This is a genomic window from Gordonia soli NBRC 108243 (assembly GCF_000334455.1).
GTDB lineage: Bacteria > Actinomycetota > Actinomycetes > Mycobacteriales > Mycobacteriaceae > Gordonia > Gordonia soli.
Genome location: NZ_BANX01000028.1, coordinates 52,384 through 64,335 on the forward strand (window position 1 = coordinate 52,384; position 11,952 = coordinate 64,335).

Annotated in this window: 9 protein-coding genes and 1 riboswitch; of the genes, 3 read left to right on the plus strand and 6 right to left on the minus strand. The window is 69.1% G+C overall.

The features are described 5' to 3' along the window. Positions 1-6 precede the first annotated feature (6 nt). A complete protein-coding gene (locus GS4_RS18065; RefSeq protein WP_007623212.1) occupies positions 7-417 on the minus strand; it encodes a winged helix-turn-helix transcriptional regulator in 411 nt (136 codons plus the stop codon). A gap of 136 nt (positions 418-553) precedes the next feature. On the opposite strand from GS4_RS18065, the gene GS4_RS18070 reads away from it, so the two are divergent. Further along, the gene (locus tag GS4_RS18070; protein ID WP_007623214.1) at positions 554-1,486 is read left to right on the plus strand and encodes an NADP-dependent oxidoreductase; all 933 of its coding nucleotides are present in this window, start codon (positions 554-556) and stop codon (positions 1,484-1,486) included. 19 nt (positions 1,487-1,505) lie between these two features. Here GS4_RS18070 and GS4_RS18075 read toward each other — a convergent pair whose 3' ends face one another. The 4 genes from GS4_RS18075 to GS4_RS18090 all read right to left on the minus strand — a co-directional run bounded on the left by GS4_RS18075 (position 1,506) and on the right by GS4_RS18090 (position 4,497). Further along, positions 1,506-2,741 (minus strand): acyl-CoA dehydrogenase family protein, encoded by a 1,236-nt coding sequence (locus GS4_RS18075; RefSeq protein WP_007623218.1) that lies wholly within the window; start codon positions 2,739-2,741, stop codon positions 1,506-1,508. Positions 2,742-2,891: 150 nt separating this feature from the next. Continuing rightward, the gene (locus GS4_RS18080; RefSeq protein ID WP_007623220.1) at positions 2,892-3,344 is read right to left on the minus strand and encodes a histidine phosphatase family protein; all 453 of its coding nucleotides are present in this window, start codon (positions 3,342-3,344) and stop codon (positions 2,892-2,894) included. 71 nt (positions 3,345-3,415) lie between these two features. Then, the gene (locus GS4_RS18085) at positions 3,416-4,240 is read right to left on the minus strand and encodes a CbtA family protein (protein WP_007623222.1); all 825 of its coding nucleotides are present in this window, start codon (positions 4,238-4,240) and stop codon (positions 3,416-3,418) included. A 29-nt stretch (positions 4,241-4,269) separates the two neighbouring features. Then, the gene (locus GS4_RS18090; protein ID WP_007623223.1) at positions 4,270-4,497 is read right to left on the minus strand and encodes a CbtB domain-containing protein; all 228 of its coding nucleotides are present in this window, start codon (positions 4,495-4,497) and stop codon (positions 4,270-4,272) included. A gap of 40 nt (positions 4,498-4,537) precedes the next feature. Further along, positions 4,538-4,634: riboswitch (adenosylcobalamin (AdoCbl) riboswitch) on the minus strand. A gap of 49 nt (positions 4,635-4,683) precedes the next feature. Between GS4_RS18090 and GS4_RS18095 the strand changes: the two genes are divergently transcribed. After that, a complete protein-coding gene (locus GS4_RS18095) occupies positions 4,684-9,294 on the plus strand; it encodes an ATP-dependent helicase (RefSeq protein ID WP_007623225.1) in 4,611 nt (1,536 codons plus the stop codon). Then, positions 9,287-10,084, plus strand: coding sequence for a DNA-formamidopyrimidine glycosylase family protein (locus GS4_RS18100; RefSeq protein ID WP_007623226.1), 798 nt, complete (start codon positions 9,287-9,289; stop codon positions 10,082-10,084). The genes GS4_RS18095 and GS4_RS18100 overlap by 8 nt, the downstream gene beginning before the upstream one ends. A gap of 118 nt (positions 10,085-10,202) precedes the next feature. On the opposite strand, the gene glpD is transcribed toward GS4_RS18100, so the two are convergent. After that, positions 10,203-11,945, minus strand: a complete 1,743-nt coding sequence (gene glpD / locus GS4_RS18105; RefSeq protein ID WP_007623228.1) for a glycerol-3-phosphate dehydrogenase — start codon at positions 11,943-11,945, stop codon at positions 10,203-10,205. Positions 11,946-11,952: the final 7 nt, after the last annotated feature.

Sequence of the window (11,952 nt, forward strand, 5' to 3'; positions counted from 1 at the left end):
GGGCGATCAGTCGGTCACGCTCGCCGCGGCGTCGTAACGCTCCCGCGCGGAATCGATCTCGTCGATGTGCTGCTCCGACCAGATCTTGATCCCCTGGATCTGGGCATGCAGCGACCGGCCGAGGTCGGTCATCGCGTACTCGACGGTCACCGGCACGGTCGGTGTGACCGCCCGGGTCAGGAGTCCGTCGCGATCGAGGTTGCGCAGGGTCTGGGTGAGCATCTTCGGACTGACCCCGGCGATCGTGCGGGACAGCTCCGAATACCGTTGCGGCCCATCGGCGAGCGCGCACATGACCAGCGTCACCCACTTGTCGCTGATGCGCTCCAGCACCCGACGGCTCGGGCACAACGCGAGGTACGCGTCGTAGGCGAGCTTGGCCTCTTGCCGCTGTTGTGCGGCGGTCATCGTCGGCATGTCATCTCCTGGTCTGCACTCACCCGGCGAGAGTTACGCACTTCAAGGTACCTACTTCCCAGCGGATAGCCCAACGTCCAGAGTTGTCACGGTACCGCGCAGCACGCGCACTCACGTCCGACGAGAAGGAGCGACCATGACCGCCGACCGCACCATCACCGCAGTCCTCACCGACCAGCAGGGCGACCTCCGCGTGGCGGCGGTGACCCCGCCCGAACTCGGCCCGACCGATATCCGGATCGCGGTCACCGCAGCGACGATCAACCCCATCGACGATCAGGTGATCGGCGGCTTCTCACTCCGACAGGGGTGGACGAAGGCAGGCGACCTCGGGCTCGGCTGGGATGTCGCCGGCGTGATCAGCGAGGTCGGCGCCGAGGTGACCGATGCGTCGCTGACGGTCGGGACACGGGTTGCCGGGCTCTCCGGCGGCACCGCCAAGACGGTCGGTCCGCAGGCCGAGGAGATCGTGCTCGCGGCCACCGACATCGCCGTCGTGCCCGACGGTCTCGACCTCACCGACGCCGCATCGCTACCGCTCAACACGTTGACCGCCGACCAGGCACTGGATCTGCTGGGCCCGGCCGCGGGCACGTTGCTGATCACCGGGATCGGCGGCGCGGTGGGCGGATTCGCCGCCCCGCTCGCCGTGGCTCGCGGATGGCGTGTGATCGGACTCGGACGCGAACAGGACCGTGAATTCGCAGCGAGTGTCGGCGTCGAGTTCGTGACCGACGAGTTCATCGCCGCCGACAGCACCGCGCAGGTCGACGCGGTCCTCGACGCGGCAGTCCTCGGCGGGGCCACCACCGGTGTCGTCCGGCCCGGCGGCACCTTCGTCGAGGTCGTCGTCGGTGCCACACCGCCGCGCGACGGCGTCACGGTCCACACGCAATTCGTGACCTCGGACGGCACACGCCTCGCCGCACTGCTCGCACAGGCCGACCAGGGCACCCTGGCCCCGCGGATCCGGTCGACGCATCGCCTCGCCGACGCCGAGAAGGCCTACGTCGACTTCCGCGACGGCGGTCGGGGCCGGGTACTGCTGGTGACCGACCGCGCGGAGTGAGGGTCGGCTGCTGCGCAGATCAGCTGCGCAGCAGCCCCTTCGCCACGTGGGTCACCTGGATCTCGTTGCTCCCGGCGTAGATCATCAGCGACTTGGCGTCACGTGCGAGCTGCTCGACCTTGTACTCGGCCATGTAGCCGTTGCCGCCGAACAGCTGGACCGCCTCCATCGCCACATCGGTGGCGGCGCGCGATGAGTACAGCTTCATCGCCGACGCCTCGGCGAGACTCGGCGGCTTGCCCGCCCGTGACCGCTCGACGGCGTTGAAGAGCATGTTCTGCACGTTGATCCGGGCAATCTCCATCTCGGCCAGCTTCAGCTGGATGAGCTGGAAGTTGCCGATCTCCTGCCCCCACAGTGTGCGGCTCTTCGCGTAGTCGATGGACAGGCGCTGCGCCTCGTTGATGATGCCCAGCGACAACGCGGCGATCCCGATCCGCTCGGCGGTGAAGCCGGCCTTGGCGCCCTCCGAGCCCCGGCTGTCGGAGCCGGTGTCCTCGGTCTCCCCCAGCAAGCGGTCCTTACCGACTCGGATGTCGTCGAAGAACAACTCACCGGTCGGCGAGCTGTTCATGCCCATCTTCTTGAACGCCTTGCCCTGGGTGAGTCCCGGCATGCCCTTGTCGAGCACGAAGGACAGCACCTTGCGGTCGCGCATCGGGGTGTCCGAACCGTCGTCGAGCTTCGCGAAGACCACGATGGTGTCGGCGTACGGGCCGTTGGTGATGAAGGTCTTGTTGCCCTTGAGGATGTAGTCGTCGCCGTCCCGCTTCACCGACGTCTTCATGCCGCCCAACGCATCCGAGCCGGAGTCGGGTTCGGTGATCGCCCAGGCGCCGACCTTCTCCATCGTGACCAGCTCGGGCAGCCAGCGCTTCTTCTGCGCGAGCGTCCCCTTTCCGCGGATGGTCGACACCGTGAGACCCATGCTCACGCCCATCGACGCGACCAGGCCGAGGCTGACGCCGGCCAGTTCGCTGTTGAGGATCAGGAACATCGAGTCGCCGAGACCACCCCCGCCGCCGCCCGACTTCTTCGACGGGTCGTGATCGGGATCCGCCTCGCGGGCGAGCTCCTTCTCCAGGCTGTCGCGGGCCATCGCGTCGACCCCGAAGGTCGCGAGGAGCTTACGGGTGATGTCGTACGGCGGCAGCTGCCCCGACTCGAGTTCGTCGACGTGTGGCCGGATCTCCTTGTCGATGAACGCGCGCAGCGCATCCCGGACCATCTCGTCCTCGTCGGACCATTCGAACATCGCACGCTCCTGGAACAGGTTTCACTTTTCGATCACTACTGTGTCAGGAGTCACGATGACTGTCTAGAGACAGATCGCAAATTCTGTTCCTACCGCTGGCCGACGACGCGCGATTCGGTAGAAGTCGTTCCCGGATTCCGGGAACAACTTCTACGAAATCGGGGTCGCGAGCTCGTACACGGTCGCCGGGCGCACCTCGGTGGCGAAGTACGCATCGGTGTCGGTGCAGAGGAGCGCCTGTGCCACCGGCTTCGCGACGACCACGACATCGGGAAGGGGCCCCGACGCGCGCCAGGAATGGATGCGCCGCACGAACTCCGCGACCGTCTCACCACCGTGCGGGCGACTCGTCGGGTCGGTGAACCACATGCCGAGGTCTGCCGGCGCGACGTCGTCGGGCGCCAGCCCGTCCCAGGCGCCGACATCCAGAGACCGCAGTCGCTCGTCGATGCGGGACCCGCCGCCCAGCACGGTCGCCGACTCGGCGACGTGCCGCTCCGGACCGCAGACGAGAAGGGTCGGGTCGCCCACATCGCCGATCAGCTCGCCGACGTCACGGCGTCCGCGCGGGTCGAGGGCGACCCGGGCACCACCGAAACGCACCGCGCGGTTGGGCGCGGTGCGTCCGGCGGTGATCAGCCGTGTGCGACGGGATTCGCACTCGATCGCAGGTGTCAGGAGGCCGTGTCGGCCTCGACGCGTTCGGCCGCGGTCGACCTGGTAGATCGCGCGAACACTCCGATGACGATCGCGAAGACCACGGTCAGCACCGTCCAGAGGATGACCTGGTTGGCGATCGCGTAGACGCGGAAGTCGCCGATCACACCACCGGGGAAGCCCGGGAACACGATGGTTCCCTGTGCGTCGGTGACCGGTTCGGGCACCTCGTGGAACTCCGGCAGCAACGCGATGGCGATGGTCACCGCGACCAGGTAGCCGATGGCACCGACGACGGCACCGACGAGCCCGCCGATGCGCGGTCGCAACCAGAGGGCCGCGACCACCGCGACGATCGCGAAGGCGATCGACAGCAGCGTGATGGTCAGGAACGCACCCGATCGGGCCCCGATGGTGTCGTCGTTGCCCACGGCCGGCGGGTTGGCCGGATACGCGAAGAACGGGACGCCGACCACGGCGACGAAGCCGATGACGCCGAGTGCGGCGGACACCGCACGAGGATCGGTGGCCGGGTAGCGGCGTCCGATGTACGCCCAGAGGACGGTGAAGGCGACCGCGAAGATCGCCCCGACCGCCAATGCGAACACGACGGTTCCGACGCCTGCGCCGATGTTCTCCTGCACCGACCGGGTGACCACCTCGGCACCGTGATCGTGGCCGCCACCGGCGGCCTCGAGAGCCTCCTCGGCGTGCGAACGTCCTTCTTCGTAGTCGATCGCCTTGGCCACCTGCGGCTCGATGAACAGCCGGGCGAACACGAACGCGACGATGCCGGCGACCAGACCCGAGAGCAGGCCTGCGCCGATGAACTTCTTCTCCATGTGTGGTTGTCTCCTGGTCTCTGGTGCGCTCAGTGGCAGGGGAAACCGAGGAAGTGACGGGCGTCGTGCACGAACTCGTGCACGTGGGTGTCCGATCCGAAGACGGAGACGGCGCCCTGGTCGTAACCGAGGAAGTAGTAGGCAAGGGCGGCGAGCAGCACGGTCAGGCTGAGCCAGAGTGCCGCACTGGCGACCGAGAGGTTCGGTACGGCCAGCGCCGGGGCGACGGGCTTGGTCGACGCAGTGGTCGAGGTCATGGGGGTCCTCCCTGAGGATTACGCGTCCTGTGGTGTCCGGACCAGCAGGTACGGCGACCTGACTCCCCGCGGTTCTCCCGCGGGACACAGTGGCGCGACCGCTCCGGATTCTCACCGGATTCCCCGCATCTGCTGGTGTGGGAGCACTGTATACCCGGGCTTGTCGGATGCGTGATGGAAGATGGGATGGTGGCCCGAAGTCCCGCAGTGCTCGACCGGTTCACCGCCCCGACCCGGCGGTGGTTCACCGGTGCGTTCGACGAGCCCACCCCGGCCCAGGTCGGCGCCTGGAACTCGATCGCCGACGGCGACAACACGCTGGTCATCGCACCCACCGGCTCCGGAAAGACACTCTCGGCGTTCCTGTGGGCTCTCGACCGCCTGGCTGCCGAACCCGAGCGTGCACACGGCACGCGGGTGCTCTACGTGTCGCCGCTCAAAGCTCTCGCGGTCGACGTCGAACGCAACCTGCGCGCCCCGCTGACCGGCATCACCCGCGCGGCGCAGGAGCTCGACCTCCCGGAACCGGGCATCACCGTCGGCGTCCGCTCCGGCGACACCCCGGCGTCGGCCCGCCGCAACCTGGTCAAGTCGCCGCCCGACATCCTGATCACCACGCCCGAGTCGCTGTTCCTGATGCTGACCTCCTCCGCACGGGAGACCCTGACCGCGGTGGACGTGGTGATCCTCGACGAGGTGCACGCGGTGGCGACCACCAAGCGCGGCACCCACCTGGCGCTGTCACTGGAACGCCTGGACGACCTGCTGGAGAAGCCCGCGCAGCGGATCGGGCTGTCGGCGACCGTACGGCCGCCCGAGGTCGTCGGCGCGTTCCTCGCGGGTTCCCGGCCGTGCCGGATCGTCCGGCCGCCGATCAGCAAGACCTTCGACCTCCGCGTCGACGTACCCGTCGAGGACATGGCCAACATCCCGCCACCGCCCGGCGCAGACGATCTCGACGACGCATTCTCCCCGACCGCCGGCTCGTTATGGCCGTACGTCGAGTCGTCGATCGTGGACGCGATCGAGAAGAACCGCGCGACCATCGTGTTCGCCAACTCCCGGCGCCTCGCCGAGCGACTCACCGCTCGCCTCAACGAGATCCACGAGCAGCGCACATCCGGGGACAACGCCGGTCCGGATGCACCCGATGCCGCGCCGCGGAACGACCGGGTGCCGGGCGGTGCGCCCGCTCATCTGATGGCCAGCGGCGCCAGTTCCGGGGCGGAGCCACTGCTCGCCCGCGCCCACCACGGATCGGTCAGCAAGGAGCAGCGCGCCGAGATCGAGGACGACCTCAAGTCGGGGCGGCTGCGGTGTGTGGTCGCCACCAGTTCCCTCGAACTCGGCATCGACATGGGGGCGGTCGATCTGGTGATCCAGGTCGAGTCGCCGCCGTCGGTGGCCAGCGGACTCCAGCGCATCGGCCGTGCGGGTCATCAGGTCGGCGAGATCAGCCAGGGCGTGCTGTACCCGAAGCACCGCACCGATCTACTGCACTGCACGGTCGCCGTGGAGCGCATGCTGGACGGCGAGATCGAGGAACTGCGGGTGCCGCAGAACCCGCTCGACATCCTCGCCCAGCAGACCATCGCGGCGGCGGCCGTCGACGACCTCGATGTGAACGACTGGTTCGACACCGTGCGCCGCGCAGCGCCCTATCGCGAACTCGCCCGCTCGGTCTACGAGTCGACCCTCGACCTGATCTCCGGCCGGTTCCCGTCCGACGAGTTCGCCGAACTACGACCCCGGGTCACGTGGGATCGCGACGCCGGCACACTGGTCGGCCGGCGGGGCGCCCAACGACTCGCCGTCACATCGGGTGGTTCCATCCCCGATCGCGGCCTGTTCGGCGTCTTCATGGTGGGCGAGAAGTCCACGCGCGTGGGCGAACTCGACGAAGAGATGGTCTATGAGTCCCGTGTCGGAGACGTCTTCGCCCTGGGCGCCACGAGCTGGCGGATCGAGGACATCACCCACGATCGTGTCCTGGTCACGCCCGCATTCGGCCAGCCCGGCCGACTCCCCTTCTGGGTCGGCGACGCGGTGGGACGACCGGCCGAACTCGGTGCCGCCATCGGCAAGTTCACCGGGACCATCGCCGATGCGGAGGCGCTGTCCGAGCACGCCGACCGACTCGGGCTCACCGACTACGCGCGCGGCAACCTCGCGGCACTCATCGACGAACAGCGCACCGCCACCGGGCATCTGCCGACCGATCGCACCCTGGTGGTCGAGCGGTTCCGGGACGAACTCGGCGACTGGCGCCTGATCCTGCACTCACCGTACGGACTCCGCGTCCACGCCCCATGGGCCAGTGCGATCTCGGCCCGGCTGCTGGAGACGCTCGGGATCGAGGGCGCGACCACCGCATCCGACGACGGCATCATCGTCCGACTCCCCGACACCGACGACGAGCCGCCCGGCGCATCGGTGTTCGTCGTCGACCCGGACGAGATCGAACAGATCGTCACCGACGCGCTGTCGGGGACGTCGATGTTCGCATCCCGCTTCCGGGAGTGCGCAGCCCGTGCGCTGCTGCTCCCCCGGCGCACCCCAGGCCGTCGCGCACCGTTGTGGCAGCAGCGCCAACGCAGCGCCCAATTGCTCTCGGTCGCTTCCCAGTACCCCGACTTCCCGATCGTCCTCGAGGCCGTCCGGGAGTGCCTGCAGGACATCTACGATCTGCCTGCTCTGACCGACCTCCTGACCCGCATCCGCAACCGGCGCGTGCGCCTGGTGGAGACCGAGACCGCCAGTCCGTCGCCGTTCGCCGCGTCGCTGCTCTTCGGCTATGTCGGCGCGTTCATGTACTCCGACGACGCGCCACTGGCCGAGCGGCGTGCGGCCGCCCTCTCGCTCGACACCAGCCTGTTGGCCCAACTCCTCGGCCGGGTCGATCTCCGTGAACTCCTCGATCCCGGGGTGATCGCCGAGGTCGTCGGCCGACTACAGCGGCTCACCCCCGAGCGACAGGCACGCGACGCCGAGGACATCGTCGACCTGCTGCGGTGGCTGGGCGCGTTGACCACCGAGGACGTGGCGGCGCGATATCAGGGTGACGACGACGTCGCGGTGATCCTCGCCGACCTGCACCGCTCGGGTCGGATCATCTCGGTGAACCACCGGCGCCGGGCGCTGTGGGCCGCCGTCGAGGACACCGCACGGCTGCGCGACGCGCTGGGAGTACCTGCGCCACAGGGCGTTCCGGCCGCATTCACCGAGGCTGTCCCCGACCCGGTCGGCGATCTGGTGCACCGCTTCGCGAGGACGCACGGACCGTTCGGCGTCGAGGAGGCCGCCGAGGGACTCGGCATGGCGACGGCCGTCGTGCGCGACACACTGGTGCGACTGACCGGAGACCGCAAGGTCGTCGAGGGCGACTTCCTCCCCGAGGTCGGTGCCCAGTGGTGTCACTCGGATGTGCTCGGTCAGATCCGACGCGGTTCACTCGCGGCCAGCCGCGCCGAGGTGGCGCCGGTCCCCACCGAGGTCTTCGCACGTTTCCTGGCGTCCTGGCAACACGTCACCCCGACCGAACGACTGCGCGGAGTCGACGGTGTCGCCTCCGTCATCGAACAGCTGGCCGGCCACCCATTGCCTGCCTCCGCCTGGGAGTCGCTGATCCTGCCCGCGCGGGTGGAGGGCTACTCGCCGGCGATGCTCGACGAGTTGCTCAGTGCAGGTGAGGTCGTCTGGTCGGGGCACGGCCGCATCGGTGGCGCCGACGGCTGGATCGCGTTGCATCCCGCCGATGTCGCGCCACTGACGATGCCCGAACCGGATCCCATCGACTCCACGGCAGTGCACGAGCAGGTCCGGGAACTGCTCGCCCCGGGTGGCGCGCTTCGGTTCGCCCAGATTGCGGATGCGTTCGAGGACACCTCCGCCGATGTGGAGGCCGCGCTCTGGGATCTCGCGTGGGCCGGCGAGATCAGCAACGACTCCTTCGGCCCTGTGCGCGCACTGCTCAGCCCTCGACGCACGACATCGGGCAGTCGCGGCACCCCGGCCCACCGTTCCCGGGGCCGCGCACCCCGACTCCGCGCACATCGGCTGACCACCCGCTACCTCGCCGAACAATCGACGGCCCGCCCGACCCCGCCGACCGCATCCGGCCGCTGGTTCGCGCCCGAGCGCGCCGAGATCGGCCCCACCGTCGCCACCCAGGCGCTGTGCGACCAGCTGCTGACCCGCTACGGCGTGGTGACACGCGGCAGCGTCTCCACGGAGTCGGTGGTGGGCGGATTCGCGCGGATCTACAAGGCACTCACGGTCTTCGAGGACAGCGGCCAGGTCCGTCGCGGTTACTACGTGGATGGTCTCGGCGGCGCGCAGTTCGCCGCCCCGTCCACCGTCGACGATCTGCGCAACCACTCGACCGTCCGCGACGACAACCACACCGCGATCGTGCTCGCCGCCACCGATCCGGCGAACCCGTACGGCGCCTCGTTGGAGTGGCCGGAGTCGACCGCCCCCCAGGACCCGTCGGCCCCGAGTGGCCACCGGCCCGGCCGTAAGCCGGGGGCACTGGTCGTCCTGGTCGACGGCCACCTGGTGGTCTTCGTCGAGCGCGGCGGTAAGACCCTGCTGACATTCACCGACGACGCCGAGGCGCGCGAGATGGCGGCGGGGGTGCTGTCGACCGTGGTGCGATCGGGCCGCCTGTCCCGACTGATGATCAACCAGATCGACGGTGCGCCGTCCCTCGGCTCCGAGTTCGGCAAGACATTGGTCGCTGCAGGTTTCGCGACGACGCCGCGCGGCATCCGCCTCCGATACGGCCACCATGCCTGAAGGCGACACCGTGTTCGCCGCCGCCGCGCGCCTCCGAAAGGCGTTGGACGGTCGCGTCATCGACCACAGCCAGTTCCGGGTGCCCCGGTTGGCGACGGCCGACCTCCGTGGTCGTCGCGTCACGTCGGTGCGGTCCCGGGGCAAACACCTGCTCATCGACCTGGGACCGGGCGGTCCCGACGATCGTGACGACCGACCGTTGTCGGTGCATTCCCACCTGAAGATGGAGGGCGCCTGGCACGTCCATCCGGTCGGCACCCGATGGCGCCGACCGGCGTACCAGGCTCGTGTGGTGTTGCGCGCGGAGGGACAGGAGGCCGTCGGTTTCGAGCTCGGGGTCCTGGAGTTGCTCGCCGATCCCGATGCGGCACTGGCCTATCTGGGCCCCGACCTCCTCGCCGACGATTTCGACGCCGCCGAGGCGATCAGGCGGTTGTCGGCCGACCCGGCCCGCACCGTCGGCGACGCACTGCTCGACCAGCGTCTGATGGCCGGCGTCGGCAACGTGTTCCGCTCCGAGATCTGCTTCCTGCGTCGGGTGCTCCCGACCCGTCCGGTGGGCGAGGTCGAGGTGGCACCGATGGTCGACCTCAGCCGACAGTTGTTGTGGGCCAACCGTCTCCGCACAGCCCGCAGCACCACCGGCCAGACGTCGCCGAACGCGCGGATGTGGGTCTATGGCCGGCGCGGACAGTGGTGCCGACGATGCAGCACCCCGATCGCGCGCGATCACATGGGCCCGGTGGGCGAGGATCGGGTCGTCTACTTCTGTCCCGCCTGCCAGAGCTGACGCCCTCCCGCGACCTCGTTTCGCTCCCGCGACCTCGACTGAGGTCGCGACGGCGAGATGAGCTCGCGCGAGGCGAGGTCCAGGTGGGGTCGGATGTCTCGGAGAGCGACCGATCGGGTCAGCGCGGCACCGGCACCGGCTCGAGGATCTCCGGTCGCGCCTCCGGAGCCGCGGCACGCAGGGCGTCGGCAGAGGCGTCATCGGGTTGCTGTTGCGACGCGACCTCGGCCTCGACCCGCGCCCGGTAGGTGTCGACCTCGAAGGCGACATCCTCGGCGGTCCAGCCGAGTACGGGCGCCAGCAGGTCGGCGACCTCCTGGGCGCAGCCGACGCCGCGATGGGAGTACTCGATCGCGATCCGGGTGCGGCGGGCCAGCACGTCCTCGAGGTGCAGGGCCGCCTCGTCGATGGCTGCGTAGAGAACCTCCACCCGCAGGTACTGCGGAGCGGCCTCCAAGGGGCGCAACAGCGACGGGTCGTCGGCCGCGTACGCGAGCACCTCGTCGATCAGCGAGCCGTAGCGATTCAGCAATCGACGAATCCGGTAGGGGTGCAAGCCGTATCGCTGGCCGAGGTGCTCGCACTGGTTGATGAGAGCGAAGTATCCGTCGGCGCCGACGAGCGGGACCCGCTCGGTGATCGAGGGCGCGACCCGGGTGGGGATGAAGTCGTTACAGGCATCGACGGCGGCGGCGGCCATCACCCGATAGGTGGTGTACTTGCCGCCCGCGATGGAGACCAGGCCGGGTGCGACGCGGGCGACCGCATGCTCACGGGACAGCTTCGACGTCTGGTCGTCCTCACCGGCGAGCAACGGACGTAGCCCGGCGTAGACGCCTTCGATGTCGTCGTGCGTCAGCGGCGTCACCAGGACCTGGTTCACCCGATCCAGGATGTAGTCGATGTCGGCGTGCGTGGCCGCCGGATGCGCGAGGTCGAGATCCCAGTCGGAGTCGGTGGTACCGATGATCCAGTGCGTCTCCCACGGGATGACGAACAGGACCGAGTTGGCGGTCCGCAGGATGATCGCCGTCTCGCTGACGATGCGGTCGCGCGGCACCACGATGTGCACTCCCTTGGAGGCTCGCACCCGGAAGTGGCCGCGTTGCCGGGACAACGCCTGGACCTCGTCGGTCCACACTCCGGCGGCATTGATCACGCAGTGCGCGCGTACCTCGGTGACCTCGCCGTTCTCGGAGTCACGGACGCGGACTCCCATCACCCGGTCGGCTTCACGGAGAAATCCGACCACCTGCGTGGACGTCCGGATGACCGCACCGTAGTTCGCCGCGGTGCGCGCGACCGTGAGGGTGTGGCGGGCGTCGTCGACGACGGTGTCGTAATAGCGGATTCCGCCGATCAGCGAGTCCCGCTTCAGCGCGGGGGCGACCCGCAACGCGCCGGACCGGGTCACATGTCGTTGCCCGGGAACCGACTTCGCGCCGCCCATCTGGTCGTACAGGAACAGTCCGGCTGCCACATAGGGCCGCTCCCAAACGCGCTGGGTCAGCGGATAGAGGAAGGGCAAGGGCTTGACCAGGTGCGGCGCCAGCAGTCGGAGCGACAGTTCGCGCTCCTTCAGCGCTTCGCGGACCAGTCCGAACTCGAGTTGTTCGAGGTACCGGAGGCCGCCGTGGAACATCTTCGACGACCGACTCGACGTGCCGGCGGCGATGTCTCGCGCCTCCACCAACGCGACGCGCAGCCCTCGGGTGGCCGCGTCGAGTGCCGCACCGACACCGACGACGCCACCGCCGACCACGACGATGTCGAACTGCTCCGCGCCGAGGCGACGCCATGCCTCCGCCCGGTAGAGCGGTCCCAGGTCCGCTGGCCGATCCGGGTTGAACTCGGTCGTCATGATCCCC

Excerpts from the sequence above, each read along its gene's own strand:
- GS4_RS18065 (WP_007623212.1), bottom strand. The coding sequence starts at position 417 with ATGCCGACGATGACCGCCGCACAACAGCGGCAAGAGGCCAAGCTCGCC.
- GS4_RS18070 (WP_007623214.1), top strand. The coding sequence starts at position 554 with ATGACCGCCGACCGCACCATCACCGCAGTCCTCACCGACCAGCAGGGC.
- GS4_RS18075 (WP_007623218.1), bottom strand. The coding sequence starts at position 2,741 with ATGTTCGAATGGTCCGACGAGGACGAGATGGTCCGGGATGCGCTGCGC.
- GS4_RS18085 (WP_007623222.1), bottom strand. The coding sequence starts at position 4,240 with ATGGAGAAGAAGTTCATCGGCGCAGGCCTGCTCTCGGGTCTGGTCGCC.
- GS4_RS18090 (WP_007623223.1), bottom strand. The coding sequence starts at position 4,497 with ATGACCTCGACCACTGCGTCGACCAAGCCCGTCGCCCCGGCGCTGGCC.
- GS4_RS18095 (WP_007623225.1), top strand. The coding sequence starts at position 4,684 with ATGGTGGCCCGAAGTCCCGCAGTGCTCGACCGGTTCACCGCCCCGACC.
- GS4_RS18100 (WP_007623226.1), top strand. The coding sequence starts at position 9,287 with ATGCCTGAAGGCGACACCGTGTTCGCCGCCGCCGCGCGCCTCCGAAAG.
- glpD (WP_007623228.1), bottom strand. The coding sequence starts at position 11,945 with ATGACGACCGAGTTCAACCCGGATCGGCCAGCGGACCTGGGACCGCTC.